At 69.9% G+C, this 26,051-nt stretch carries 22 protein-coding genes; 3 read left to right on the forward strand and 19 right to left on the reverse strand.

Annotated elements, in window-relative coordinates; all coding sequences use genetic code 11:
- Positions 1-71: 71 nt before the first annotated feature.
- From dapA to hrcA, 9 genes are all read right to left on the reverse strand, one after another.
- Positions 72-1,049, reverse strand: a complete 978-nt coding sequence (gene dapA / locus ACFJGU_RS01695) for a 4-hydroxy-tetrahydrodipicolinate synthase (RefSeq protein WP_382307085.1) — start codon at positions 1,047-1,049, stop codon at positions 72-74.
- A 34-nt stretch (positions 1,050-1,083) separates the two neighbouring features.
- Positions 1,084-1,998, reverse strand: a complete 915-nt coding sequence (gene era, locus ACFJGU_RS01700; protein WP_382307086.1) for a GTPase Era — start codon at positions 1,996-1,998, stop codon at positions 1,084-1,086.
- Positions 1,995-3,392, reverse strand: a complete 1,398-nt coding sequence (locus tag ACFJGU_RS01705; RefSeq protein WP_382307087.1) for a hemolysin family protein — start codon at positions 3,390-3,392, stop codon at positions 1,995-1,997. Before ACFJGU_RS01705 ends, era begins: the two co-directional genes overlap by 4 nt.
- Positions 3,389-3,856 carry an rRNA maturation RNase YbeY gene (gene ybeY / locus ACFJGU_RS01710; protein WP_092556923.1) on the reverse strand — a complete coding sequence of 156 codons (468 nt, stop codon included), beginning with the start codon at positions 3,854-3,856 and terminating at the stop codon, positions 3,389-3,391. Before ybeY ends, ACFJGU_RS01705 begins: the two co-directional genes overlap by 4 nt.
- 9 nt (positions 3,857-3,865) lie before the next feature.
- The gene (locus ACFJGU_RS01715) at positions 3,866-4,858 is read right to left on the reverse strand and encodes a PhoH family protein (RefSeq protein ID WP_382310233.1); all 993 of its coding nucleotides are present in this window, start codon (positions 4,856-4,858) and stop codon (positions 3,866-3,868) included.
- A 67-nt stretch (positions 4,859-4,925) separates the two neighbouring features.
- Entirely contained in the window at positions 4,926-5,288 is a 363-nt protein-coding gene (locus ACFJGU_RS01720; RefSeq protein ID WP_382307089.1) for an HIT domain-containing protein, read from the reverse strand.
- 109 nt (positions 5,289-5,397) lie between these two features.
- Positions 5,398-6,141, reverse strand: a complete 744-nt coding sequence (locus ACFJGU_RS01725; protein ID WP_382307091.1) for a 16S rRNA (uracil(1498)-N(3))-methyltransferase — start codon at positions 6,139-6,141, stop codon at positions 5,398-5,400.
- Positions 6,142-6,151: 10 nt separating this feature from the next.
- Positions 6,152-7,264 (reverse strand): molecular chaperone DnaJ, encoded by a 1,113-nt coding sequence (gene dnaJ / locus ACFJGU_RS01730; protein ID WP_382307093.1) that lies wholly within the window; start codon positions 7,262-7,264, stop codon positions 6,152-6,154.
- A 36-nt stretch (positions 7,265-7,300) separates the two neighbouring features.
- Positions 7,301-8,335, reverse strand: coding sequence for a heat-inducible transcriptional repressor HrcA (gene hrcA, locus ACFJGU_RS01735; RefSeq protein ID WP_382307094.1), 1,035 nt, complete (start codon positions 8,333-8,335; stop codon positions 7,301-7,303).
- Positions 8,336-8,535: 200 nt separating this feature from the next.
- Between hrcA and ACFJGU_RS01740 the strand changes: the two genes are divergently transcribed.
- Positions 8,536-9,054 carry a DUF4870 domain-containing protein gene (locus ACFJGU_RS01740; RefSeq protein WP_382307096.1) on the forward strand — a complete coding sequence of 173 codons (519 nt, stop codon included), beginning with the start codon at positions 8,536-8,538 and terminating at the stop codon, positions 9,052-9,054.
- Between the two features lie 90 nt (positions 9,055-9,144).
- Here ACFJGU_RS01740 and hemW read toward each other — a convergent pair whose 3' ends face one another.
- Genes hemW through lepA form a run of 3 tightly spaced genes read right to left on the reverse strand, consistent with a single transcriptional unit; the run spans position 9,145 to position 12,945 of the window.
- Complete coding sequence (hemW, locus tag ACFJGU_RS01745; RefSeq protein WP_382307097.1) at positions 9,145-10,386, reverse strand: radical SAM family heme chaperone HemW; 1,242 nt, start codon at positions 10,384-10,386, stop codon at positions 9,145-9,147.
- 9 nt (positions 10,387-10,395) lie between these two features.
- On the reverse strand, positions 10,396-11,091 hold the full coding sequence (locus tag ACFJGU_RS01750; RefSeq protein ID WP_382307099.1) for a DUF1990 family protein: 696 nt from the start codon (positions 11,089-11,091) through the stop codon (positions 10,396-10,398).
- Positions 11,092-11,094: 3 nt separating this feature from the next.
- On the reverse strand, positions 11,095-12,945 hold the full coding sequence (gene lepA / locus ACFJGU_RS01755) for a translation elongation factor 4 (protein ID WP_382307101.1): 1,851 nt from the start codon (positions 12,943-12,945) through the stop codon (positions 11,095-11,097).
- A 99-nt stretch (positions 12,946-13,044) separates the two neighbouring features.
- Here lepA and ACFJGU_RS01760 point away from each other — a divergent pair, with 99 nt between their 5' ends.
- Positions 13,045-13,929, forward strand: coding sequence for an NAD-dependent epimerase/dehydratase family protein (locus ACFJGU_RS01760; protein WP_382307102.1), 885 nt, complete (start codon positions 13,045-13,047; stop codon positions 13,927-13,929).
- 191 nt (positions 13,930-14,120) lie between these two features.
- On the opposite strand, the gene ACFJGU_RS01765 is transcribed toward ACFJGU_RS01760, so the two are convergent.
- Positions 14,121-15,137, reverse strand: coding sequence for a ketopantoate reductase family protein (locus tag ACFJGU_RS01765; protein WP_382307104.1), 1,017 nt, complete (start codon positions 15,135-15,137; stop codon positions 14,121-14,123).
- Positions 15,137-16,774 carry an aminotransferase class I/II-fold pyridoxal phosphate-dependent enzyme gene (locus ACFJGU_RS01770; protein ID WP_382307105.1) on the reverse strand — a complete coding sequence of 546 codons (1,638 nt, stop codon included), beginning with the start codon at positions 16,772-16,774 and terminating at the stop codon, positions 15,137-15,139. The genes ACFJGU_RS01765 and ACFJGU_RS01770 overlap by 1 nt, the downstream gene beginning before the upstream one ends.
- A gap of 183 nt (positions 16,775-16,957) precedes the next feature.
- Between ACFJGU_RS01770 and rpsT the strand changes: the two genes are divergently transcribed.
- On the forward strand, positions 16,958-17,218 hold the full coding sequence (rpsT, locus tag ACFJGU_RS01775; protein WP_092556900.1) for a 30S ribosomal protein S20: 261 nt from the start codon (positions 16,958-16,960) through the stop codon (positions 17,216-17,218).
- Positions 17,219-17,395: 177 nt separating this feature from the next.
- Here the strand turns inward: rpsT and holA are convergent, their stop codons facing one another.
- From holA to ACFJGU_RS01800, 5 genes are all read right to left on the reverse strand, one after another.
- The gene (gene holA / locus ACFJGU_RS01780) at positions 17,396-18,427 is read right to left on the reverse strand and encodes a DNA polymerase III subunit delta (protein ID WP_382307107.1); all 1,032 of its coding nucleotides are present in this window, start codon (positions 18,425-18,427) and stop codon (positions 17,396-17,398) included.
- Positions 18,428-18,562: 135 nt separating this feature from the next.
- On the reverse strand, positions 18,563-20,932 hold the full coding sequence (locus tag ACFJGU_RS01785) for a ComEC/Rec2 family competence protein (protein ID WP_382307109.1): 2,370 nt from the start codon (positions 20,930-20,932) through the stop codon (positions 18,563-18,565).
- A gap of 3 nt (positions 20,933-20,935) precedes the next feature.
- Entirely contained in the window at positions 20,936-21,661 is a 726-nt protein-coding gene (locus ACFJGU_RS01790) for a ComEA family DNA-binding protein (protein ID WP_382307111.1), read from the reverse strand.
- A 221-nt stretch (positions 21,662-21,882) separates the two neighbouring features.
- Positions 21,883-24,477 (reverse strand): leucine--tRNA ligase, encoded by a 2,595-nt coding sequence (gene leuS, locus ACFJGU_RS01795; protein WP_382307113.1) that lies wholly within the window; start codon positions 24,475-24,477, stop codon positions 21,883-21,885.
- A 106-nt stretch (positions 24,478-24,583) separates the two neighbouring features.
- Positions 24,584-26,011: an anthranilate synthase component I family protein gene (locus ACFJGU_RS01800; RefSeq protein ID WP_382307115.1), complete on the reverse strand. Its 1,428-nt coding sequence runs from the start codon at positions 26,009-26,011 to the stop codon at positions 24,584-24,586.
- Between the last annotated feature and the right edge of the window lie 40 nt (positions 26,012-26,051).

The following is a 26,051-nucleotide window of genomic DNA, read 5'->3' on the forward strand; positions in this document are numbered from 1 at the left end:
GCATGGTCTGCGGTCCGCCTGTGCGGCCGCGGGGGCTTCTGCGGGGACCGGTCGGACCGGTCCGGGTCGTCTCAGCGAGTGGTGCCCGCCACCTTCGGCAGGGCTCCGCCCGCGGCGGCGTTGCGGTCGGGACGGAAGTTCTTGAAGTCGAGGCCCGGGATGTCGCGCACGAGATCGATCTCGCTCTCGATCTGCGCGGCCTCCCACTCCTCCGGGCCCACCAGGGGCAGCCGCACGCGCGGGCTGCCGATGCGGCCGAGGCCGTGCAGGATGTACTTCGCCGCGACCGTGCCGGGAACGTGGGTCATGATCGCGCGCACCAGCGGCTCGAGCGACTTGTGGGCCGCCGTGGCGGTGGCGAGGTCGCCCGCGTTCACGGCGTCGATGATGACGCGATAGGGCGCCGGGGCGACATTCGCGGTGACGCCGATGAGACCCGAGGCGCCGATCGCGAGGTGCGGCAGCACGTTCGCGTCGTCTCCCGAGAAGTAGAGCAGGTCGGTCTGGTTGAGAACGCGGCTGACCTCGCTGAAGTCGCCCTTGGCGTCTTTGACGGCGAGGATGTTCGGATGCTTCGCCAGGCGCAGCATCGTCTCGTACTTGATCGGCACCCCGGTGCGACCCGGGATGTCGTAGAGGATGACGGGCAGGTCGGTCGCATCCGCGATCATCCGGAAGTGCGTGAGGATGCCGGCCTGGGTCGGCTTGTTGTAGTACGGCGTGACGACGAGGTTGCCGTCGGCCCCGGCCTTCTCGCTCTGGCGGGCGAGCTGCATCGCGTGCGCGGTCTCGTTCGAACCGCCGCCGGTGATGATCTTGGCGCGCCCCGCCGCGACGTCTTTGCCCACCTCGACCAGCCGGATCTTCTCCGGGTCGGTGAGGGTGGAGGTCTCGCCGGTGGTGCCGGTCACGACGATGCCGTCGGCGCCGCCCGTGATGAGTTCGTCGATGAGCTTCTCGACCCCGGGCCAATCGACTTCGCCGTCGGCCGTGAAAGGGGTGACCATGGCGACCAGGACCTGGCCGAATGGGTTCGCAACGTTAGACACGGTTACAGGCTATCGCCTCTCTGTGAAGCGGGTTTCAGAAGCCCAGCCGGCCGAGGAGTTTCGGGTCGCGCTGCCAGTCCTTCGCCACCTTCACCCGGATGTTGAGGTACACCTGCCGACCGAGCAGCGGTTCGATCTCCGCCCGCGCCCGCGACCCGACGTCGCCGAGTCGGGAGCCCTTCGGCCCGATGATGATGCCCTTCTGGCTGTCGCGCTCGACGAACAGGTTGGCGTAGATCTCCACCAGGTCGCGGTCGTCACGCTCCGTCATGTCGTCGATCGTGACCGCGATGGAGTGCGGCAGCTCGTCGCGCACCCCCTCGAGGGCGGCCTCGCGGATCAACTCCGCGATGCGCGACTCCAGGCCTTCGTCGGTGATCTGGTCTTCGGGGTAGAGCTTCTCCGACCGCGGGAGCAGACGGATGAGCTCGCTCGTCAGCACGTCGAGCTGGATGCGGCTGGTCGCCGACACCGGGATCACCGTCTCCCAGTCGCGCAGCTCCGACACGGCCAGCAGCTGCTCGCCCACCTGCTGCTTCGAAGCCGAGTCGATCTTGGTGACGATCGCGACCTTCTTCGCCCCGGGGTAGGCGTCGAGCTGGTCGTTGATGTAGCGGTCGCCCGGACCGAGCTTCTCGTCGGCCGGCAGGCAGAAACCGATGACGTCGACGTCGCCCAGGGTCGACTGCACGAGCGAGTTGAGCCGCTCACCGAGCAGGGTGCGCGGCCGGTGCATGCCGGGGGTGTCGACGATGATCAGCTGCCCGGCCGGGTCGTGCACGATTCCGCGGATCGCCTGCCGGGTGGTCTGCGGCTTCGAACTCGTGATGGCGACCTTCTCGCCGACCAGTGCGTTCGTGAGGGTGGACTTCCCGACGTTCGGGCGCCCGACGAAGGTGACGAACCCCGCCCGGAAGTCGCCGTCGACGTCGCCTGCTGAGTCGCTCATGCGCTCTCCTTCGTGGGGGTGGTCGTGGGGGTGGACTTGCTCGACTTCGAGCCGTTCTTGCCGCCGGACTTGGGCGGCTGCGTGCGCACCGGCCCGGTGCGGGTGGGACCGGTGTCGGTCGAGACCGGGGCCGGCGCATCCGGATCGCGACGCACGATCACCGTGATGACGCGCTTGCGGCGGCCGTCGGTTCGGTCGGCGGTGAGCTCGAGACCGGAGACCCGCGCAACCGAACCGGCCACCGGAAGCCGGCCGAGCGTCTTCGAGAGGAGGCCGCCGACGGAATCCACGTCGTCGTCGTCGAGCTCCAGGTCGAACAGCTCGCCCAGTTCGTCGACGGGCAGACGCGCGCTGACGCGGTAGCGGCCGTCTCCGAGGTCTTCGACCTCCACGACATCGCGGTCGTATTCGTCGGAGATGTCGCCGACCAGCTCTTCGATCAGGTCTTCGAGGGTGACGAGACCGGCGATGCCGCCGTATTCGTCGACCACCATGGCGAGGTGGTTCGACTCCAGCTGCATCTGCCGCAGCGTGTCGTCGACCTTCTTCGACTCCGGGATGAACAGGGCCGGGCGAGTGAGTTCGCTCACGCGCATCCGGTCGACCTCGTTCGGGCGCTCGTAGCTGAGACGCGCGACGTCGCGCAGGTAGAGCACGCCCGAGATCTGGTCGACGTTGTCGTTCTCCACCACCGGGATGCGGGAGACGCCCTTGCTGAGGAAGAGGCCGAGGCCGTGGCCGACGGTCGCGTCGTCTTCGATGGTCACCATGTCGGTGCGCGGGATCATCACCTCACGCACCACGGTGTCGTTGAATTCGATGATGGAGTGGATGAGCTCCCGGTCGTCTTCTTCGAGCACGTCGAGCTCGGTGGCCTCGTCGACCATGCTGAGGAGCTGCTCCTCCGACGAGAAGGTGCCCGAGCGGGGCCGGCCGGGGGTGACCCGGTTGCCGATCGCGACCAGCGCGTTCGCAACCGGCCCGAGCACCACCCGCACGAGGTGCACGGGAACGGCGCCGTAGCGGAGCACGGCGCGGGAGTGCACCCGTCCGACGCTGCGAGGGCTCGAGCCGACGAGCACGAACGACACCGCCGTCATGATCGCCGCCGAGAGCACCAGGGCGAGCCAGAGCACGTCGATGGAGAACGCGAAGGCGATGGTGACGAGCACCGCCGCCGTCGTCTCGAACACCACGCGCGCGAAGTTCACCGCGTTGACGTGGGCACCGGGGTCGTCGGCGATGGCCCGCAGCGAGCGTTTCGCACGGTAGCGGTCGGCGAGTTCCAGGATGTCGGATCGCGACAGCGAGAGCACCGCGGAGTCGACGGCCGCGAAGAGTCCGCCGAACGCCACGAGGACGAAGGCCGCGATCAGGAACAGCGCGATGGTCATGCCGGGCGGCGACGCTCGCCCATCGCGAAGCCGACGAGGATGTCGCGCTGGATGCCGAACATCTCCTTCTCCTCCTCGGGCTCGGCGTGGTCGAAACCGAGCAGGTGCAGGATGCCGTGGGTGGTGAGCAGCAGAAGCTCCTCGAGGGTGGAGTGCCCGGCCGTCTGCGCCTGCGCCTCCGCAACCTGCGGGCACAGCACCACGTCGCCGAGGAGACCGGCCGGAGTGGGTGCGTCTTCGGTACCGGGGCGCAACTCGTCCATCGGGAAGCTCAGCACGTCGGTGGGACCGGGCTCGTCCATCCACTGCACGTGCAGCTGCTCCATGGCGGCCTCGTCGACCAGCACGATCGCGAGCTCCGCGTCGGGGTGCACGTGAAGCTGGTCGAGCGCGTAGCTCGCCAGGCGCAGGATGGCGGTCTCGTCGACCGGGATCGAGCTCTCGTTGTTGATCTCTATGCTCACGACGCGTTCCTATCGTTTGCCGCGGTTGTAGCGACGGTCTCGTTCGCTCCCGAACTCGGGGCCATGCCCCGCGTTCTCGCGACGGGCCATCTGGATCTGATCGTATTTGGTGTAGGCGTCGACGATCGCGCCGACCAGGGTGTGGCGCACCACGTCGGCGCTCGTGAGCGTGGCGAAATGGATGTCGTCGATGCGGTCGAGGATGCGCGTCACGACCTGCAATCCGCTCGTTCCGGTGGGCAGGTCGACCTGCGTGATGTCGCCCGTGACCACCATCTTCGAGCCGAAGCCGAGGCGGGTGAGGAACATCTTCATCTGCTCGGGCGTGGTGTTCTGCGCCTCGTCGAGCACGATGAAGGAGTTGTTGAGCGTGCGGCCTCGCATGTAGGCCAGCGGCGCCACCTCGATGGTGCCGGCGGCCAGCAGCTTCGGCACGATCTCGGGATCCATCATCTCGTTGAGCGCGTCGTAGAGCGGCCGCAGGTAGGGGTCGATCTTGTCGGTGAGCGTGCCCGGCAGGTAGCCGAGGCGCTCGCCGGCCTCGACGGCCGGGCGGGTCAGGATGATCCGCTCGACCTCCTTGCGCTGCAACGCCTGCACGGCCTTCGCCATGGCGAGGTAGGTCTTGCCCGTTCCGGCCGGGCCGATGCCGAAGACGATGGTGTTCTCGTCGATCGCGTCGACGTACTCCTTCTGGCCGGTGGTCTTCGGTCGCACGCTCTTGCCGCGAGCGGTGAGGATGGCCTGGCTCAGGAGTTCGGCCGGGCTCGCCGCGCGGTCGTTCTCGAGGATGCGCGCCGAGGTGTTGACCTCGACCGGCGTGAGGTCTTGCCCGTTGCGCACCATGAGCAGCAGCTCCTCGACCAGCCGGCGCGCGGCATCCACCTGATCGGCGTCGCCTCGCAGCGTGATGTCGTTGCCGCGGGCGAGCACGGTGACGAGCGGGAACTGCCGCTCGATGGTGGTGAGCAGGCGATCCTGTGGCCCGAGCAGCCGGACCATCTCGATGCCGTCGATGTGGAGGCGCGCTTCGCTCTCGGGAGATTGCGGTTCAGGTGTGGATGCGGTGTCAGCCCTGTCCAAGGGTTCCTTCCTCGAGGCCGCCTCCGAGCACGTGCGCGTGCACGTGGAAGACGGTCTGCCCGGCATTCGGGCCGGTATTGAAAATGAGTCTGAAGTCGCCGTCGGTCAATTCGTCGGCAAGGGATTTCGCGACCGCGACCACCTCGGCGAGCAGCTCCGGGTCTCCGGCGGCCAGCTCGACCACGTCGCGGTACTGCTCGGTCTTCGGCACGACGAGCACGTGCACGGGCGCTTTGGGCGCGATGTCGGGGAACGCGATGACCCGGTCGGTCTCGGCGAGGATGGTCGCCGGGATCTCCCGGGCGACGATGCGGCTGAAGATCGAGGGGGAATCGGTTTCGGTGGACATGGCCCCATCTTAGTTTTGGCACCCGGAGAACGGACCGGCTGTGGACAACTGACCGCCCGGGTTCGCTACGAGCGTGCCTGTGCAGGAGCGGAGACCGGCGGAGCCGCCGCTACCAGCGGCCGAGCGCGGCGTTGATGACGGCCAGCGCCGCCGGGCCAGCGCTCGAGGTCCGCAGCACCTCGTCGCCGAGTCGCACGATCTGCGCCCCCGCTGCGGCGAGCGCCTCGAGCTCCCGAGGAGAGATCCCACCCTCCGGCCCGACCACGAGGAGCACCGGAAGGCCGGAGCCGTTGGCGAACGACACCTCGGTGAGGCGGTCGGTGGCGGTGGGCTCGAGCACGAGCATCCGGTTCGCGGCGGCGAGCGCCCGCAGTCCTGCGAGATCGGCCGGCCCGCTCACGGCCGGCACGAAGGGCCGGATCGACTGCTTGGCCGCCTCGCGCACGATGCTCGACCAGCGCTCGACGCCCTTGGCCACCTTCGGACCCGACCAGCGCGAGATCGACCGCTCGGCCTGCCACGGCACCACAGCGGAGACCCCGAGCTCGGTGGCCGTCTGCACCGCCATCTCGTCGCGGTCGCCCTTGGCCAGCGCCTGCACGAGAACGAGCTGCGGCGCGGGCTCGGGATGCACGACCGCGGTCTCGACGGCCAGCTCCAGTTCGCGCGGCTCCACCCGCGTGACCACACCGCTGACCACGAGGCCTTGTCCGTCACCGATCGAGGTGTGCTCGCCCACGCGCATCCGGTTCACGGTCACCGCGTGGCGCGCCTCGTCGCCGGACAGCACGACGACGTCACCGATGTCGTGCGGCACGGCGGCCAGGTCGTCGCGCAGGAAGAGCGAGCTCACATCCGGCCGATCAGACGTTCAGGAAGCGGTCGCGCAGCTTCGCGAACAGGCCCTGCTGGAAGTGCCCGAGCGTGGGCGCCGGGTACTTGTGGGCACTGGCGAGCTGCTTCATCAGCTCCTTCTGCTTGTGGTCGAGCTTCGTGGGCGTCACCACCTGGATGCCGACGCGCAGGTCGCCGCGGCCGTTCCCCCGGAGGTGCGTGATGCCACGGCCCTTCACGGTAAGCACCTCGGCGCTCTGCGTGCCGGGCTTGATCTCGATCTCGATGTCGCCGTCGAGCGCCTGGATGGTGGTGGTGGTGCCGAGCACCGCATCCCACATCTGCACCTCGAGAGTGCAGAGCAGATCGTCGTCGTTGCGCGAGAACACGTCGTGGTGACGCACCTTCATCTCGAGGTAGACGTCGCCCTGGGGGCCACCGGCGGGTCCGACCTCGCCCTGACCGGGCATCTGCAGGCGGAGACCGGTGTCGACGCCGGCCGGGATGTCGACCGGGATAGTGCGACGCGCACGCACGCGGCCCTGACCCTGGCAGGTGGGGCACGGGTTCGGGATGACGGTGCCGTAGCCGCGGCAGGTGCCGCAGGGGGCGCTGGTCACGACGTTGCCGAGCAGCGAGCGGACAGTGCGCTGGATCGAACCCGATCCGCCGCAGATGTCGCAGGTGACCGGCGACGTCCCGGGCTGGCAGCACGAGCCGTTGCAGGTCTCGCACACCACGGCCGTGTCGACCTCGAGGTCGCGGTGGGTGCCGAAGATGACCTCGCCGAGGTCGACCTCCACGCGGAGCAGGGCATCCTGACCGCGCTCCTCCCGCGACTTCGGGCCTCGGGATGCGCCGCCCTGGCCACCGAAGAACGTCTCGAAGATGTCGCCGAAGCCGCCGAATCCGGCGCCGCCCCCGCCGCCGAAACCGGGCTGGGGGCCGCGGTCGTAGTCGCGGCGCTGGCCGGGATCGCTCAGCACGTCGTAAGCGTGCGTGACCTGCTTGAACTTCTCCTGCGCATCCGGACTCGGGTTCACGTCGGGGTGGAGCTCGCGCGCGAGTCGGCGGTAGGCCTTCTTGATCTCCTCGGGTGTCGCTTCGCGCGAGACGCCGAGCACGTCGTAATGGTCAGCCACCAGGGGCTTCTCCTTCGTTCGATGGGGCGGAGGCGGTCAGCTGGCGCTGCCCGAGTCTCCGAGAGTGCGGGACAGGTAGCGCGCCACGGCGCGCACCGCCGAGATGTTGCTCGAGTAATCCATGCGGGTCGGGCCGAGCACCCCGAGGCGGGAGATCGACGTTCCGAGCCCCGAGTAGCCGGAGGCGAGGATGGAGGTCTCGCCGAGGCCGAACGACTCGTTCTCCCGGCCGATCGACACGGTGACGCCGCGCTGGTCGGCCTCCATCTCGCTGAACAGCCGGAGCAGCACCACCTGTTCCTCGACCGCTTCGAGCACCGGGAGGATGCTGCCGTGGAAGTCTTCTTCGGTGCGCACGAGGTTGGCCGCGCCCGCGATGAGCAACTTCTCCTGCCGGTTCGCCGTCACCTGCTCGCGCAGGATGTTCGCCACGACCTCGACCGTGGGCGCATGATGATGCGCGAAGCGGTCGGAGACACCGGCGAGCGCACTGGCGGCCTCGGTGAGGCCCAGGCCGCCGATCGTCTCGTTCAGACGCATCCGCAGCTCGGCGATCAGCTCGTCGTCGGTCTCGGCCGGCACGTCGACGACCCGCTGGTCGACATGGCCGCTGTCGGTGATGACGACGGTCATCAGCCGTCGCGGACTGAGGGAGACGACCTCGACGTGGCGCACGCGCGCCTGCGAGAGCGAGGGGTACTGCACCAGGGCCACCTGATGGGTGAGCTGCGAGAGCAGGCGGACGGTGCGGGCGAGGACGTCGTCGACGTCGACGCTCGAGCCCAAGAAGGTCTCGATCGCGTGACGTTGCGCCGGACTCAGCGGACGGAGGTCGGAGAGATGGTCGACGAACAGGCGATAGCCCTTGTCGGTGGGCACGCGACCGCTCGAGGTGTGCGGAGCGGTGATGAGCTCCTCTTCTTCGAGCAGCGCCATGTCGTTGCGGATGGTGGCGGCGGAGACACCGAAGGAGTGCCGCTCGGCGATGCTCTTCGAGCCGACCGGCTCGCGCGACGCCACATAATCCTGCACGATGACGCGGAGCACTTCGAGGCTGCGTTCTGAGACCATCAGGAACACCCTCCTCGCGTTGGCACTCACATCACTGGAGTGCCAATTATATCTCCGATTATGACGCGGCGGTTCGGGACACCCTGACGGAAAATCATTGCTGCTGCGCGGCCCGGGCGCTATCTTGTGTCTGTGTGTGGGCTCGGGCCCGCATGCGAGCCCGGCAGCGGGCCTCTCCCACCGTCTGAAAGGCGCGAGACATGACTGACCCCAACACCCCGCCGTACGACCCGGCTTCCGGCCAGCCCACTCCCCCGCCCGGACAGCCGACGCCCCCTCCGGGCTACCAGGCGCCGCCTCCCGGTTACCAGGCTCCCCCGCCCGGCTACCAGGCCCCGCCTCCCGGGTACCAGGGCGCTCCGGTGGCCGCCGCGCCGCTCTCGCCCGCTGAGGACAAGCAGTGGGCGATGCTCGCCCAGCTCGGCGGCATCCTGGGCTGGATCCCGCCGCTGATCATCTGGTTGATCTTCAAGGACCGCGGTCCGCTGACCAACCAGGAAGCCAAGGAGTCGCTGAACTTCCAGATCACGGTCGCGATCTTCGTGGTGGGCCTCTACATCCTCGGCACCATCACGCTGTTCATCTTCATCGGCGGCCTGTTCTACTTCCTGGCCTGGGCCGTACAGATCGTGGGCCTCATCTTCGCGATCATCGCCGGCGTGAAGGTGAACCAGGGCGGCACCTACCGCTACTTCTTCAACTTCCGCTTCATCAAGTAGGGTTTCGCGTTCAGAACCGCAAACGTCGCGGCATCCGACGCCCATACGGGCTCGGTCGCCGCGACGTTTGCGTTTCCCGACGCCGGCGCGTCAGGTGAGGCGGCGGACGACCGCGTCGGCGAGGAGGCGGCCCTTGAGGGTGAGGTCGAGGGTGCCGCGGAGGGCGGCCGGGCCGTCGACCAGGCCCTCGGCGATGAGGGCCGCCACCTCGCGCCGCGCCTCCGCCGGGAGCGTCTCGAGCCGCAGGGCCCCGCGCACACGCGTGAGGAGGAGCACGCGCTCGAGCTCACGGGCGGAGGCGTCGATCGTCTCGCGCCCGGCGGCCGGGGACTCGCCCGCTGCGATCCGCTGGGCGTAGGCGGCGGGGTGCTTCACGTTCCACCAGCGCGTCGAACCCACGTAGCTGTGCGATCCCGGGCCGATGCCCCACCAGTCGTGCCCGACCCAGTAGCCGAGGTTGTGCCGCGAGCGGTGCGCCGCGCCACGGGCCCAGTTGCTCACCTCGTACCACTCGTAGCCCGAGGCCCCGAACGCGGCATCCGCCCGCTCGTACATGTCAGCCTGAAGGTCGTCCGAGGGCGCCACCACCAGCCCCGAACGGATCTGCCGGGCCAACTTGGTGCCGTCTTCGACGATCAGGGCGTAGGCCGAGACGTGGTCGGGCTCGTTGTCCAGAACCGCGTCGATCGAGCGCTGCCAGTCGTCGAGCGTCTCGCCCGGGGTGCCGTAGATGAGGTCGAGGCTGACGTCGAGTCCTGCGTCCTTGGCCCACCGCACGACGAGCGGGATGCGGTCGGGATCGTGGGTGCGCTCCAGCGTCGCGAGCACGCTCGGCACGGCCGACTGCATCCCGAAGCTCACGCGGGTGAACCCGGCGTCCGCCAGTGTCTGCAGGTAGGCGGCGTCGACCGAGTCGGGGTTGGCCTCGGTCGTGACCTCGGCGTCGGGAGCGAACCCCCAGGTGTCCCGGGCCGCGGTCAGCATCGCCGCGAGCTGACGGGCGGGCAGCAGCGTGGGCGTGCCCCCTCCGAAGAACACGGTCGAGAGCGACCGCTCGGGGTAGCCGGATGCGCCGAGCACGCCCGCCGCGAAAGTCATCTCCGCGATCGCCTGCGACGCGTAGTCGCTCTGCTTCACGCCGCGGAGCTCGGTGGCCGTGTAGGTGTTGAAATCGCAGTAGCCGCAGCGCACGCGACAGAACGGCACGTGCACGTAGAGCCCGAAGTCGCGAGGGGCGTCGGGCGCGGAGTCCGCGGCATCCGTCGCGGCGGAAGGTCCCGGCAACAATCCGTCGGCCGGGGCCGGATCGCCCACCGGCAGGAGAGAAGGCACGATCGGCGCCTACGCGCCCTTGCTCGGCATGAGCGCCCGCAGGTAGCGGCGGGTGGCGCGCGCCTGCATGATGCGGAGAACCGGGAGCCCGAGCCGGTAGAACCAGGTGCTCGGGCGCGAGAACGCGCGCACGACGATCCACACGGAGTCGTCGGCGAGGTGCTCCACCACGAAGCTCTCTTCGCCGGACTCCGGATGCCCCGGCAGCGTTCCGTAGGCGAAGCCCCGGCGTCCGGGCTCGTCGACGATGTACACGACGCGGATCGGCGCGTGGACGTTCAGGCCGAACGCGCGGATGGTGAGCAGCGCGGTGGTCCCGGCGGCGACCAACGGTGTGCCGTCTTCGCCGTACTGCTGCTCAGGCTGGGCGGCCCGGGCGGCGACCGGGGTGCCGAATTCGTCGTAGACGAGGCCGGCGTAGTCCGTGTCCGTGGGCGCCGCGGGCTGGATGTCGCCGACGGTGATGCCCGCACCGCGCTGCACACCCCAGGCGAGGAGCTTGGCCGACGCGGCTTCGAACCGCGCGGCACCGGACCCGAGGCGGGCGCGCCGCTCCATCGGGTGGAAGCCCTTCGGCGGGTAGTACAGGAGATCCTCCGCCTGGGTCGCGCCCACGGCGGCGTAGCTCAAGGGAACCTCGGAACGCGAGGTGTCGGCACGCGGTGCGGTCGAGCGCGCGGTGCGCATCGTCGTGGCCTCGGGCATCCCCTACTTGTCCTTCTTCTTCTCGGTGTCGCCCGAGAGCGCGGCGATGAAGGCTTCCTGGGGGACCTCGACCCGGCCCACCATCTTCATCCGCTTCTTGCCCTCTTTCTGCTTCTCGAGGAGCTTCCGCTTGCGGGTGATGTCGCCGCCGTAGCACTTCGCCAGAACGTCTTTGCGCATCGCGCGGATCGACTCCCGCGCGATGATGCGGGCACCGATGGCGGCCTGGATCGGCACCTCGAACTGCTGCCGCGGGATGAGCTCGCGGAGCCGCCCCGTCATGAGCACCCCGTAGGCGTAGGCCTTGTCGCGGTGCACGATGGCGCTGAACGCGTCCACCTGTTCGCCCTGGAGCAGGATGTCGACCTTCACCAGGTCGGCCTCCGCCTCGCCCGCGGGCTCGTAGTCGAGCGACGCATAGCCCGCGGTCTTCGACTTGAGGTTGTCGAAGAAGTCGAACACGATCTCGCCCAACGGCATCGTGTACTTGATCTCCACCCGGTCTTCGCCGAGGAACTCCATGCCTTGCAGCGTGCCACGGCGGCTCTGGCAGAGCTCCATGATGACGCCCACGTAGTCCTTCGGCGCGAGGATCGCCGCGTTCACCACCGGCTCCTGGACGCTCACGATCTTGCCGCCCGGGAACTCGCTCGGGTTGGTGACCGTGATGGTCTTCTTGTCCTCGGTGGTGACGTGGTAGATCACGCTGGGCGCGGTGGCGATCAGGTCGAGCCCGAACTCGCGTTCCAGGCGCTCGGAGATGATCTCGAGGTGCAGGAGGCCGAGGAACCCGCAGCGGAACCCGAACCCGAGGGCGACGGATGTCTCGGGCTCGTAGACCAAGGCCGCGTCGCTGAGCTTCAGCTTGTCGAGCGCCTCGCGGAGGGCCGGGTAGTCGGTGCCGTCGAGCGGGTAGAGGCCCGAGAACACCATCGGCAGGGGCTCGGTGTAGCCCGGCAGGGCGACGGTGGCGGGCTTGGAGGCGGTCGTGACCGTGTCGCCCACCTTCGACTGCCGCACGTCTTTCACGCCGGTGATGAGGTATCCCACCTCGCCGACGCCCAGACCCTTCGAGGGGGTCGGCTCGGGGCTGCTGACACCGATCTCGAGGATCTCGTGGGTGGCCCTGGTCGACATCATCTGGATGCGCTCGCGCGGGCTCAGGTGTCCGTCGATCATGCGCACGTAGGTGACGACGCCGCGGTAGGCGTCGTAGACCGAGTCGAAGATCATGGCGCGAGCCGGGGCATCCGCATCGCCCACCGGAGCGGGGATGAGCTCGGTCACGCGGTCGAGCAGCGCCTCGACGCCGACGCCCGTCTTGCCGGAGACGCGGAGCACGTCGTCGGGGCTGCCGCCGATGAGGCTCGCGAGCTCCTTCGCGTACTTCTCCGGGTCGGCCGCCGGCAGGTCGATCTTGTTGAGCACCGGGATGATGGTGAGGTCGTTCTCGAGCGCCAGGTAGAGGTTCGCGAGCGTCTGCGCCTCGATGCCCTGCGCGGCGTCGACCAGGAGGATGGCGCCCTCGCACGCGGCGAGGCTGCGGCTCACCTCGTAGGTGAAGTCGACGTGCCCGGGGGTGTCGATCATGTTGAGCGCGTAGGTCTGGTCGCCGAGGCGCCACGGCATCCGCACCGCCTGGCTCTTGATGGTGATGCCGCGCTCGCGCTCGATGTCCATGCGGTCGAGGTACTGGGCGCGCATGTCGCGGTCGCTGACGACGCCGGTGATGCCGAGCATCCGATCGGCCAGGGTCGACTTGCCGTGGTCGATGTGCGCGATGATGCAGAAGTTACGGATGAATGCGGGGTCGGTGGAGGCGGGTTCGAGGGCCTTCAGGGCTAGGGGGCTCACGCATTCCTCTGGGTCGTCGGGGCTGGGCGCGCCGAATGACGGGACGACCTATTCTGCCATGTCCCGCCGTGAAGGCCGATCGTTCGATTGAATTGGGGTATGGCTATCTTCCTCACCGGCGCGACCGGGTTCATCGGGTCCACTGTCCTCCGTCTGCTCCGCTCGCAGGGGCGCGACGTCGTCGCCCTCGTGCGCAGCTCCGACAAGGTCGCGGAGGTCGAGGCGACCGGCGCCCGCGCGGTGCTCGGCACCCTGACCGACCGCGAGCTCGTCACCCACCTCGCCCTCGAGAGCGACGGCGTCATCCACCTCGCCGCGCATGACACCGATGCGGCGGCCGCCGACGACGCGTTCGTCTCCGCCGTGTTCGCCGGCCTCGAGGGCAGCGACAAGCCCTACGTGCACACCGGCGGCATCTGGGTGTTCGGATCGGGCGATGCGATCACCGAGCGCACGCCGTTCGATCCGCCGGCCATCACCGCGTGGCGGCTGCCGATCGAGGCGCGGGTGCGCAGTGCCGAGGGCATCAAGACGACCATCATCGCGCCCGGCATCGTGTTCGGGCGCGGGGAGGGCATCCCGCGCGTGATCCAGGATGCGCCGCGCGGCTCGGGCGTCGCACCGGCTTTGGCGCTCGTGGGCTCGGGCGAGCAGCACTGGACCACCGTGTTCGTCGACGACCTCGCCGAGCTCTACCTGCTGGCTTTCGACCTGGCCGACTCCGGGTCGTACTACATCGGCGCGAGCGGCCAGAACCCGACGGTGCGCGAGCTCGGAGAGGCAGCCGCGTACGCGGCCGGACTCGACGGGCGGGTCGCGCCGTCTTCGGTCGAGGAGACGCGCTCACGCCTCGGTGAGGGGTTCGCCGACGCCCTGCTGCTCGACCAGCAGGCCACCGGATCGGCCGCGCGCATCGACCTCGGTTGGGAGCCCAACGGACCGTCTCTCGTCGACGAGTTGCGGGCGGGCTCGTATCTGGGCTAGGTGCCTCGGGGGTTGGGCTAGCTGCCTCGGGGGCTGTGCTAGCTGCCTCGGGGGCCGTGCTTCGCGCGGCCTCCGAGGGCGGCGCCGGTCCTTGCCCGGCGCCGCGCGACATGTTCGCGTGAGGTCGCTTCGCGGCCTCGCGCTCACCCTGGGTCGTCGATAAGGGCCTGTTGCGTGCGTTCCCGTGCGCGTCACTTCGGGAGTGTGAGTGAAATCGCGATCTCTTCCGGGGTGATGAAGGCGCCTTCGGCCTCGACTCGGTGCACGAGGCGCACGAGGTGGGCGTTGATGGGGGCCTTGAGGTGCGCCTCGCGGGCCTCGCGTACGACGGCGCCGTTGAGGTGGTCGATCTCGGTGAGTTGGCCGCGACGGATGCTCTGCAGGGTCGAGCCGGGGTTGGGCGTCGATCCGACTCGCCGCGACATCAGCTGCGGGAGCAGTTGCGCGAGGGGGCGGGGCGCTGCCGCGAAGATGCGGAGCAGGCCGTCGCTCAGGCCGAGCAGGGTCTCGAAGTGGACGCCGCGCGCCCGGGCGACGGCGACCGCCTCGCGCATGCTCGCGGTGAGCACGGCGCGCAGCCGCGGATCGGCGATCGTCTCCTGCACGGAGAGTCCGGTGATGGCGGGGAGGGCGTTGACCTGGTTGACGATGAGCTTGGTCCATTGCGCGCCGGCGAAGTTCGTCGTGACATCGATCGGCATGAACGCGCCGAGGGTCGCGGTGGCGAGGCGGAGGGCGGCCTGTCGGCCGAGGGACGGCACGGCGGCCGCGGGGAGGCCGAGGTAGGTGGCGGCGGGCGTGGTGATCGACACCTCGCCGGGCGACAGGTACGACGCGGCGAACAACGCGAGTCCGCCCACCACGGGCGTGCTCGGCAGCTGCGCCGCCGCGGCCTCCGCCCCGCCCAACCCGTTCTGCACCACGACGAGGGGCACCCCGTCGAGAAAGCGGGCGTTCTCGCTCAACGCCGCACGCGCATCCTGAGCCTTCACCGTCAGTACGGCCAGCTCGGGACGATCCTCGAGCACGGCGGATGCGCGAGGCCGGGCCGTGTGCTCACCCCAGTGCCCGGTGAGATGCAGCCCGCCCCGCTGCAGCGCCTCGAGCTGGGCTCCTCGAGCGGTCACCGTCACCTCGTGGCCGGCGCGATCGGCGAGCGCTGCGATAACGCCGCCGACGGCTCCGGCACCGATGACGGCGATCCGCATCAGAGGTCGAGGCCGTAGGCGCGGGTGGGCTCGATGCCGGGAGGATTCTCGCGATCCGGCATCCGGGCGAACCCCATCGATTCGTAGAGGCGGTGGGCCACCACCATGTCTGTTCCGCTGTTCATCACGACACGTGTGGCGCCGCGACTGCGCGCGGTGTCGAGGACGAACTCGGTGAGGAGGCGCCCGATGCCCCGGCCACGGGCACCCGGGTCGACGGCCAGCAGCCGGAATTCCAGCTCTCCCTCCCGACCCAGTTCGGTCAGCGCCTCACCGGGACGGGGCAGTGTCACCGAGCCCAGGATGTCGCCGGTCGCCGCATCCACGGCCACCCACACCTCGGCGACCGTGGCGTGCATCTCGACGGCGCGCACGTTCTCGGCGTACTCGCCGCCGATCTCGTAGTCGTGCGCGTAGGCGGCGAAGCGTTGGCGCGACACGGCCTCGTACTCGTCGGGCCGGATGAGGCGGATCTCGGTGCGCGGAGGATCCGGCAGCCGACGGATGCCCTCGAGCAGGTCGTCGAGAGCGGCGGCGGCGCAGAAGCGGATCCAACCCTCGCCCATGCGGCCGAAAGCGCTGCCCGGAGCCACGGCGACACGCTGCTCGAGCAGGAAACGCTCGGCCCACTCGGCCACGTCGCCGCGGCTCGCGTAGGAGACGTCGACCCAGAGGTAGAAGGCGCCGGCCGGATCGAGATAGCGGATGCCTCGCTCGCGCAGGGCGGCCGTGGCCTCGGCGAGGTTCTCGCGGTAGTGAGCGGCGGCATCCGTGACCGACTGCTGGGGGCCGGTGAGCGCCGCCACGACCGCTCGCTGTGCGGGCGTGTTGATGCAGCTGATCATGGCCTCCTGGGCCGAGCGGAGCAGCGGCGCGAAGCCGGAGGGCGTCAGGAGCCAGCCGACTCGGGCACCGGTGAGGGCATAGGTCTTCGAGGCGGAGAAGACCGTGAAGACGCGGTCGTCGTCGCCGGTGCCCGCGCCGGCCAGGCTGGCCAGGCTCACGTGCGGGGTGCCGTAGGTGAAGCGCTCGTAGACCTCGTCGCTGATGACCCAGAGATCGTGCTCGCGGGCGAAGTCGAGCAGGCTCTGCAGGGTGTCGCGATCGAACACCGCGCCGAGCGGGTTCGAGGGCGAGTTGACGATGATCACACGGGTGCGGTCGGTGACGAGACGGGCCAGCTCGTCGAGATCTGGCACGAAGGCGTTCTCGGGGCGCAGCGGGTAGGGCACGGCGACGGCCGAGAGCAGGTGGGCGTTCATCGTGAAGGTGGTGTAACCCGGATCGGGGACGAGCACCTCGTCGCCCGGGTCGAGCAGCAGGCTCATGGCGAGGTGGAGGCCCTGGGTGGCGCCGTTGGTGACCCAGACACGCTCGGGATCTGTGAGGATGCCGTTGTGCTCCGCCACCGCGCGCACGATCGCCTCACGGAGCTCCGGGATGCCGCCGTTGGGCGTGTAGTCGGTGTCGTCGGCCAGCCAGGCGCGGGAGCCGGCATCCAGCGTCGCCGGGTCGACGGGGACGTCGGGCTCGCCGATGACCAGGGAGATGACGTCGTCGAGCGAATGGGCCAGTTCGAAGATGCGGCGGATGCCGGAGGGCGGCACCGAATCGGTGTGCGAAGCGAGGCGTGGCATAGGCTTCAACGGTACCGCGCCCCGTTCGGATTGTTCGGGCGCTCGAGAACTGGTAATGTTGCCTGTTGGCTTACGCATCCACACGTTTCTGCTGGGTGCGAACAGCGAGTGGCTCTTTCCGCGGCCCGGCCGCAGCGGACCACCGCACCGCACTCATCCGATACAGATACAGAGGTTACTTCCGTGGCAAACATCAAGTCGCAGATCAAGCGCATCGGCACCAACAAGAAGGCTCAGGAGCGCAACAAGGCCGTCAAGAGCGAGCTCAAGACCGCCATCCGCGCCACCCGCACCGCCGTCGTGGCCGGTGACAAGGACACCGCCGTCGCCGCACTGCTCGTGGCCGGCAAGAAGCTCGACAAGGCTGCGTCGAAGGGCGTCATCCACAAGAACCAGGCGGCCAACAAGAAGTCGGCCATCGCCAAGCAGGTCGCCGCGCTCTGATCCTGCGCCGCACAGCATCGGGCCCCGCTTCGGCGGGGCCCTTTTTGTTCGGGGCGTGGTGGACGGGGTTCGAAACGACGAACTTTCGCGCGCACACGGTGACGACGGAGTTGCAGTCCGCCCGGGTCGTGGATCTCCGTCGGTTTCGATGGTCGGGGCCGGTGGGCACCCGAGGGGTCAGAGGGTGCCGCGGGAGGAGATGATGCCGATCATGCGTTCGAGGGCGAACACGGGGTCGCGGCCGGCGCCCTTGACGCTCTCGTCGGTCTCGGCGAGCACCTGGATGCTGCGGCCGAGGCCCTCGCTGGTCCAGCCGGCGAGGTCGCGGCGGGCGCGATCGACCTGCCAGGGCGCCATGCCGAGCTGCCCGGCGAGCTGGCCCGAGCCGCCCCGGGTGCCGAGCACCTTCGCCATCGTGCGGAGTTTCATCGCGAATGCGGCGACGATCGGCACCGGATCAGCACCCGAGGCGAGGGCGTGCCGGAGCAGGGCGAGCGCGTCGCCGTAACTGCCGGCGATCGCGGAGTCGGCCACGGCGAACGCGTTCGTCTCCACCCGGCCGGCGTAGTACCGCTCCACGGTGACCTCGGTCACCTCTTCGCCCGTGTCGGACACCAGCTGGGCGCACGCTGCCGACAGTTCCGCGAGATCGTCGGAGAACGCGGAGACGAGTGCGCGGATGGCTCCCGGGGTCGCGCGCTTACCGGCGGCCCGGAACTCCGCGGACGCGAACTCGTACTTGTCGGTGTCGCGCTTGATCTCGGCGCAGACGATTTCGATCGCGACCCCGTCGGCCGCGCGGATCGCCTCGAGCAGCTTCTTGCCACGCACTCCCCCGCCGTGGCGCATCACGATGTACGTGTCGTCGGCCGGGTAGCCGAGGTAGGCGATCGCGTCGTCGATGAAGGCATCGCTGCACTTCTCCACCGCGGACACCCGGATGAGACGCGGCTCGTTGAACAGCGACGGGCTGGCGAGCGAGAGGAGCTCGCCCGGAGTGTAGGAGGCGGCGTCGACGTCGGTGATCTCGAGGCTCGGGTCTTCGGCCTTCAGCAGGTCGCGCAGCTGTCGGATGGCGCGCTCGGCCAGGAACGTCTCGGCACCGGTGACCAGCACGACGGGCGCGGGCCGCACCTGGTTCCACTCGAGCTGCGGGATCGCCACTTTCGCGGCCGGTTTGGCCGCGGATCTGCCGCGCGCGACTGCCATGCTCTGCTCTCCCGTCGATCGGCATTCAGCCTAGCCGCCACGGCCGACACGGTCGGCCCGCCGGCCGGCCCTCCGGTCCTCGCTGCTCGCTCGCTGCTCGCCCGACCTTTCGAGCACGGGGCACACCGGTCGCACCTAGGGCGGAACGGTCTTCTCCGTCCAGATCTCGAGAGATGCGGAGGTACCCGACACCACGATCGCGCCCTGGAGGTCGGTGCGGAAGGCGCGCGTTCCGACCCGCCCCAGGATGCCGAGGAGCCGATCGGTGGGATGGCCGTAACTGTTTCCGGCGCCCACCGAGATCAGCCCCACGACCGCGCGCACGTCGTCGTAGAGCCGCTCGCTCTGGTCGGCACTGCCGTGGTGAGCGACTTTGACGACGTCGACCGGGCCGATCCGGTTCGCCGCGCGCACCGCATCCTGAGCCTGCTCCCCCAGGTCACCGAGGAAGAGCAGTCGCAGGGGGCCCGTGAACAGCACGGTGACGCTCGCCGGATTGCCCCGGAGCGGGCTTCCGGAGCGGGGCCAGAGGATGTCCCAGCGGTAGTCGCCGAGGGAACCGCTCTGGCCACGTGCCGCTTCGGCCACCTGGGCGCCGCCGCCTCGCAGATCGGCGAGGAGCCGCTCGTCGGCCGAGCCATCAGGAGGGCCGACGAGGGCGGTGTCGACCCGCCCGACCACGGCGGCGAGGCCGCCGACATGATCGCGGTCGTAGTGGGTCAGCACCAGCAGGTCGATGCGGGGCACGTGCATCCGTTCGAGGCAGACCGCGAGCGGCTCGGGATCGGGGCCGACGTCGACCAGCGCGATCCGATCGCGGCTGTGCACGAGCACGGCGTCACCTTGGCCGATGTCACACGCGGCCACTTGCCATCCGCGCGGCACCGCACCGGACCGGGCCAGGGCGCCCCCGGCGATGACACCGCCGCCGATCACGATGCTCAGCGCCGTCAGCAGCCCCGCGAAGGGCGCCAGCCGCGGATGCCGGCGCGACGCGAGTACCGCGATCAGGAACAGCGTGGTCAGTACGACCGCCGCCTCGGCAGCGAAGGCACCGTCAGGGACCGGGATCGCGGCGAACGGCGCACCCGCGAAGAAGCGCGCGACCGCGGCGATCCAGGCCGACGGCGCCCACGGCAGCCAGGCCACCAGCGTGCCGAGCGGTGGAGCAAGCACGCCGAGGAGGCAGACGACGAGACCCAGCACGCTCACCGCCGCGGCGGCGGGCTCGGCGAGGATGTTCGCCGGCAGGGTGTACGGCGTGATCTGCGGAGTCAGGAGGAAGAGCACGGGCTGGCAGGCCAGTTGCGCGGCAACCGGCACCGCGACCGCGAGGGCCAGCCAGCGGGGCAGGAAGCGCCCACCGACCGCGGCGAGGGGGCGGGTCAGCAGGAGGAGCCCGGCTGTCGCGAGCACCGAGAGGGCGAATCCCGCGCTGCGGGCGAGCCACGGATCGAGTGCGAGCAGCACCACTACCGATAGGCAGAGCGGAGGCACACCGCTCGATGGACGCCCCGCTGCCAGCGCGACGAGCACGATCACCGCCATCGTCGCCGCGCGGAGCACGCTCGGTTCAGGAGTGACCAGCACGACGAACAGCACGAGGACCACGATCGAGACGGCTACGCGGGTGCGTCGCCGGAGCCCGACCGCGCCGCCGACCAGCATCACCGCCGACACGACGATCGCGCAGTTCGCGCCGGATACCGCGGTCAGGTGCGTGAGTCCGCTCACCGTCATCGCGTCGTGCAACGAGGGTGCGACCCCGCTGTCGTCGCCGATGGCGAGACCGGCGAGGAGGTCGGCGCCTTCGCCCGGGAGATCAGCGGTGGTGCGCCGGAAGCCGCTGCGCACGGCGTCGGCCCAGGCGAGGTACCAGGGAGGACCGCGCTCCACGCGCGGACCGTCGCGCGCGAACAGGAGGAATTCGTGCGACTCCCCTGGCGCCAGCGGCGTCAGCGTGCCCTGCACCCGAAAAGTGGTGCCGATGGGGAGCGCAGTGCCGCGGGTCACGGTCGCGAACACGAGCGCGGGTGCACGCGCTTCTGTGTGCACACCGGCCGCGGTGAAGGAGTCGAGCTCGGCGTCGACGGTGACGCGCTGCCCGCCGGCCGGTGCGCCGAAGACGGCGCTCGCGGCCGGCTTGGCGATGCCCGTGATGGTGACGACGGCCTCTCCGGCGCGCGAGCGCCCACCTTCGAGGCCAGGGGGATGTCGCACGTGACCGAGCGCGAACGCCGACGTGCACACGACCGCCACGGCAGCTCCGGCGAGCACGACGCTCGGTAGGAGCCCTGCCGCCCGCTGCCGCCCAGGACCGCTGCGGACGCGAGCCGATGGCCGGGCTGGTCGCGCAGTACGAGCGAGCAGCGCCACGGTGGCGGCGGCCGTCGCGATCCACGCGGTGACGGCGGCCGGCGCCGCGACGGCGGGTGCGCCCGCGACCAGCCAGGCGGTGGCCCAGGCGAGCACGGCCGGAAGGGCGAGGCGGAGGTCGGCGCGCATCCGTCACACCGTGACCAGGTCGCGAAGACCTTCGAAGGTCTTGTCGCCGATGCCGGTGACCTGGAGGAGGTCGTCGACGGACGAGAACGGGCCGTTCTCCGTTCGCCAGGCGATGATGCGGGCAGCCATCGCGGGACCGATGCGCGGCAACCCGTCGAGCTCGAGCTCGGTCGCCGCGTTGAGGTTGACCTTCGCGCCGGCGGTCGTGGCACTGCCCGCGGCGCCGGAACCGCTCGCTGCTTCCCCTCCGGAGCCGGCGTCCGCTCCGCCCGACGCGACCGGCGGCGCCTCCCCTACCGCCAGCACCCGGAGCTGCTCGCCGTCGCTCAGCGGGCGCGCCAGGTTCACGGATGCCTGGTCGGCCTGATCCGTGAACCCTCCGGCCGCTGCCACGGCGTCGACGACCCGGGCGCCCTCCTCGAGGTCGTACACGCCCGGCGTCGCCACGGCCCCCAGAACGTGCACGAGCAGCACCGCACCGGAACCGTCGGCGCCGCCTGCCGAGCCAGCACCAGCACCAGCACCACCACCAGCCTGGGAGACCGCGCCTCCAGCGGATGCGGTCGAGCCGGGCGACGAGGGGCCCACCGCCTCATCCGAGTGCGATCGACCCGACGAGCCCCCACCGGAACCGAACGTCGTCGTGACCCCCACCGGCGAGAGCGCGGTGATGAGCACCGACGCCACGAGCCCGACCACCACGAGCACGACGGCCGCCCCGATGCCCACGCGAACCCGGACCGACGGGCCGGAAGCTCGATCAGGCGACTCCGGCTCATGCTCAAGACCGGGCCGTGTGTCCGCAGCGCCCCCAGCCTCCGGAGAGAGGATCTCAGGCTCCGGAGCGCGCACGACCGCCCCGCGTCGCGATCCGATCCCACCTGCCATGCGGCAAGGCTAGAAACGGAGCGAACCCGCGGGGCGCCCGGACGGACTTCTGTGGATAACTCCTACGAAGCCGGCTTTGTGACGAAGTTGACCAGCCGCGGCGCACGCGCCACGACCGTCACCACCGTGCGATCGCCGATCGAGCGCACCACCGAGGGCAGCGCGCGCGCCGCCTCTTCGAGCGCCGCGCCGTCGATCTTCGGCGACACCTCGATACGGTCGCGCACCTTGCCGTCGACCTGCACGACCGCCGTGACGGTCTCCTCGGTCAGCAGCGACGCATCCGCGCCCCGCCAGCCGTAGTTGGCGATCGAGGGCTCGTAGCCGAGCCGTGCCCACATGTCCTCCGCCGTGTAGGGCGCGAACAGCGACAGGCCGAGCGCCACCGTCTCGACCGCCTCGCGCACCGCGGGGTCGCCGCCGCCCGGGCCCGAGTCGATCGCCTTGCGGGCCGCGTTCACGAGCTCCATCAGCCGCGCGACCACCACGTTGAACTTGAACGACTCGATGAGCCCCGGCGCCTCGGCCAGGAATTTGTGCGTCACGCGCCGCAGCGCCCGGTCGCCGTCGCGCCAGTTCACCGACGGCTCGGAGGTCACGTCGCCCACGAGGCGCCACGCTCGGGCGAGGAACTTCGCCGAGCCGGCGGGCGAGACATCCGCCCAGTCGATGTCGTCTTCCGGCGGACCGGCGAACGCCATCGTGAGGCGCACGGCGTCGACACCGTGCTCGTCGAGCTGGTCGGAGAGGCGCACGAGGTTGCCCTTCGACTTCGACATCGCCGATCCGTCCATCAGCACCATGCCCTGGTTGAGCAGAGCGCTGAACGGCTCGGTGAAGCCGACGTAGCCGAGGTCGAAGAGCACCTTGGTGATGAAGCGGGCGTAGAGGAGGTGCAGGATGGCGTGCGTCACGCCGCCGACGTACTGGTCGACCGGCGCCCACTTGTCGACCTCGCGCGGGTCGAAGGCCTTCGTCTCGTCGTTCGGCGAGAGGAAGCGCAGGAAGTACCAGGAGCTGTCGACGAAGGTGTCCATCGTGTCGGGGTCGCGGAGCGCGGGCGATCCGTCGACCGGGTTCGGAACGTTCACCCAGTCGGAGGCGCCACCGAGCGGCGACGTGCCCTTCGGCGTGAGGTTCAGACCCTCGGTCGGCGGCAACAGCACGGGCAGTTGGTCTTCGGGCACGGGGTATTCCGAGCCGTCCGCACCATGGATGATCGGGATGGGTGTTCCCCAGTAGCGCTGCCGCGAGATCAGCCAGTCGCGCAGGCGGTAGTTCTTCGCCGGACGGCCGGTGCCTGCCGACTCCAGGATCTCGATGATCTTGCGGATGGCGTTCGACTTCGACAGTCCGTCGAGGGGGCCGGAGTTGATCAGCCGTCCTTCGCCGGCGAGTGCGAGACCCGTCTTGGCGGGGTCGATCTCGGTGATGTCGCTCGGCCAGTCCTCGGGCAGCTCGTCGCCCTGCACCACCGGGATGGCCCCGGTCACCGGCTGCAGGGTGTCGACCACGATGCGGATCGGCAGGTCGAAGGCGCGCGCGAAGTCGAGGTCACGCTGATCGTGCGCCGGCACGGCCATGACCGCGCCGTGGCCGTAGTCGGCCAGCACGTAGTCGGCGGCCCAGATGGGCAGCCGCTCGCCGTTCACCGGGTTGATCGCGTAGCGCTCGAGGAAGATGCCGGTCTTCGGCCGGTCGGTGGCCTGCCGCTCGGTCTCCGACGACTTCTGCACGTCGGCGAGGTAGGTGTCGAAGCGTGCGCGCACCTCGGCGGAGGGCGAGCCCGCGGCCAGCTCGATCGCCAGATCGGAGTCGGGGGCGACCACCATGAAGGTCGCGCCGTAGAGCGTGTCGGGCCGCGTCGTGAAGACGGTGACGGGCTCGTCACGCCCCTCGATGGCGAAGTCGACGTCGGCGCCGATGGAGCGGCCGATCCAGTTGCGCTGCATCGCGATGACCTTGGCCGGCCAGGTGCCCTCGAGCTGCCGCAGGTCGTCGAGCAGACGGTCGGCGTAGTCGGTGATGCGGAAGTACCACTGGGTCAGCTTCTTCTTCACCACGATCGCGCCGGAGCGCTCGGAGGTGCCGTCGGGCAGCACCTGCTCGTTGGCGAGCACGGTCTGGTCCACCGGGTCCCAGTTGACCCAGCTGGCCTTGCGGTACGCCAGGCCCTTCTCGTACATCTTGAGGAACAGCCACTGGTTCCACTTGTAGTACTCGGGGTCGGAGGTGTGCAGCACGCGATCCCAGTCGAAGGAGGTCGCGTAGCGCTTCATGCTCGTGCGCTGCTGCTCGATGTTGTCGTAGGTCCACTCGCGGGGGTCGAGGCCGCGCTTGATGGCGGCGTTCTCAGCGGGCAGGCCGAAGGAGTCCCAGCCGATCGGATGCAGCACGTTGAAGCCCTGCTGACGCCAGTAGCGGGCGATCACGTCACCCAGGGCGTAGGCCTCGGCGTGACCCATGTGCAGGTCGCCCGAGGGGTAGGGGAACATGTCGAGCACGTATTTGCGCGGACGCTTGTCGCCCTCGAGATCGCTCTGGTAGGGCTTCATCTCCTCCCAGATCGGCATCCATTTGTCTTGGATGGCCTGGAAGTCGTAGCGCTCGGCGTCGTCGTGCGACGCGCCGGTGGCGGAAGTGTTCTCGATGACCACGTGACTCTCATTCGTTGCTGTGCGCAGGCGACCACCGGTAGCGGCGGCGATGCCAGAGGTGGACGGCTCGGGGCGGCGCGCCCGGGCGCACCAAGGAACAACAGTACTAAACCTTGCCGTGTTCCCGGCGTGAGAGCGCTTCCGGGGCCTTCGCCCCGAGTACCGCGAGCAGGGCCGCCGCCTTCACACGGGTCTCCTCGACCTCGTCCGAGGCGTCCGAGAGCGCGGTGATGCCTCCGCCGGAGCCGACGGATGCGCGCCCCGGCGTGAGCACGATGCTCCGGATGACCATGGCCAGGTCGATCGCCCCGTCGAACGACAGGTAGCCGAACGCGCCGGAATAGATGCCGCGCGGGGCGCCCTCGAGGGCGGCGAGGTGCGCCATGGCGCTGCGCTTGGGTGCCCCGGTCATCGAGCCCGCCGGGAAGCAGGCGGCGACGGCATCCGGCCCGCTCACACCGTCGGCGAGCGTGCCCTCGACCGTGCTGACGAGCTGGTGCACCTGACGGTAGCTCTCGACCTCGAGGAGCGACGTCACCCGCACGGTGCCGACCGCGCAGACGCGCGAGAGGTCGTTGCGCATCAGGTCGACGATCATGAGGTTCTCGGCGCGCTCCTTCTCGCTCGCGGCGAGTTCGGCGCGCAGCAGGGCGTCTTCGACCGGCCCGGCACCGCGCGGACGCGTGCCCTTGATGGGCCGCGTGACCACTCGGCGCTCGGGTGTGACCGTGAGGAACTGCTCGGGCGAGGTGCTCAGCAGGGCCGTGTCACCGGTGCGGAGATAGCCGCCGTGGTGGCTGGGGCTTGCGGCCCGCAGGCGCAGGTAGGTCTCGAACGGGTCGGGATCGCCGCCGGGCGGGTAGTCGAGGCCGAACTCGTTCGTGAGGCAGAGCTGGTATGCGTCGCCCCGTTCGATGACGCGCTTGCACTGCTCGACGAGGCGGGCGTAGGCGTCGTAGTCGTGGCGCACGGTAGCGGTGCGGAGGGGGGCGGATGCCGCGGGCGCGGTGGCTTCCGCGGGCGCGACCTCCGCGTCCCGGGCGGCCGCCTCGAGGGCTGCGGCGGTCTCGGCGAACCACGTCTCGGCATCCGGGCCCTCGAGGGCGAGCAGGCTGATGTCGCCGGTGGCGTGGTCGAACTCGACGGCCCGCTCGACCCGCAGGAAGGTGGCCACCGGATGCGCGGGGTGCGGCACGCGGCCGGCTCCCTCCTCGTCGAGGGTGCCGAGCTCGTAGGCCAGCCAGCCCACCCAGCCGAGGCGGAATGCGGGCTCGAGCGGGGCATCCGTATCGCCCGCCGCAGCGTCGTCGACGTCGTTCGCCAGGACGCCGACCTCGCCCAGGCCCGCTAGGACCTCGGCCCACGACGACCAGCGTCGAACGTCGTCGGAGGCTCCGAGATAACTCATGCCGCTTCCGGCATGCACTCCGCTGTCGAGCCAGAACGCGTTGCGCGCTCGGGTGTGGAGCGCGCGGAACGCGACGGCCGGATCAAGCGCGACGTCGAGCCTTCGCCGGAGGATCGTCAGGGGCATTGCACTAGCGTAGGACGTGGCGCAGATCGTGGCGCGACGA

The organism is Herbiconiux sp. UC225_62 (genome assembly GCF_042694625.1).
Classification (GTDB): domain Bacteria; phylum Actinomycetota; class Actinomycetes; order Actinomycetales; family Microbacteriaceae; genus Herbiconiux.

Bases quoted from the DNA above. Each gene is read 5' to 3' on its own strand.
- era (WP_382307086.1), bottom strand. From the start codon at position 1,998: ATGAGCGACTCAGCAGGCGACGTCGACGGCGACTTCCGGGCGGGGTTC.
- ACFJGU_RS01705 (WP_382307087.1), bottom strand. From the start codon at position 3,392: ATGACCATCGCGCTGTTCCTGATCGCGGCCTTCGTCCTCGTGGCGTTC.
- ACFJGU_RS01715 (WP_382310233.1), bottom strand. From the start codon at position 4,858: ATGGTCCGGCTGCTCGGGCCACAGGATCGCCTGCTCACCACCATCGAG.
- ACFJGU_RS01720 (WP_382307089.1), bottom strand. From the start codon at position 5,288: ATGTCCACCGAAACCGATTCCCCCTCGATCTTCAGCCGCATCGTCGCC.
- hrcA (WP_382307094.1), bottom strand. From the start codon at position 8,335: ATGGTCTCAGAACGCAGCCTCGAAGTGCTCCGCGTCATCGTGCAGGAT.
- ACFJGU_RS01740 (WP_382307096.1), top strand. From the start codon at position 8,536: ATGACTGACCCCAACACCCCGCCGTACGACCCGGCTTCCGGCCAGCCC.
- ACFJGU_RS01750 (WP_382307099.1), bottom strand. From the start codon at position 11,091: ATGCCCGAGGCCACGACGATGCGCACCGCGCGCTCGACCGCACCGCGT.
- ACFJGU_RS01760 (WP_382307102.1), top strand. From the start codon at position 13,045: ATGGCTATCTTCCTCACCGGCGCGACCGGGTTCATCGGGTCCACTGTC.
- ACFJGU_RS01765 (WP_382307104.1), bottom strand. From the start codon at position 15,137: ATGCGGATCGCCGTCATCGGTGCCGGAGCCGTCGGCGGCGTTATCGCA.
- ACFJGU_RS01770 (WP_382307105.1), bottom strand. From the start codon at position 16,774: ATGCCACGCCTCGCTTCGCACACCGATTCGGTGCCGCCCTCCGGCATC.
- holA (WP_382307107.1), bottom strand. From the start codon at position 18,427: ATGGCAGTCGCGCGCGGCAGATCCGCGGCCAAACCGGCCGCGAAAGTG.
- ACFJGU_RS01785 (WP_382307109.1), bottom strand. From the start codon at position 20,932: ATGCGCGCCGACCTCCGCCTCGCCCTTCCGGCCGTGCTCGCCTGGGCC.
- ACFJGU_RS01800 (WP_382307115.1), bottom strand. From the start codon at position 26,011: ATGCCCCTGACGATCCTCCGGCGAAGGCTCGACGTCGCGCTTGATCCG.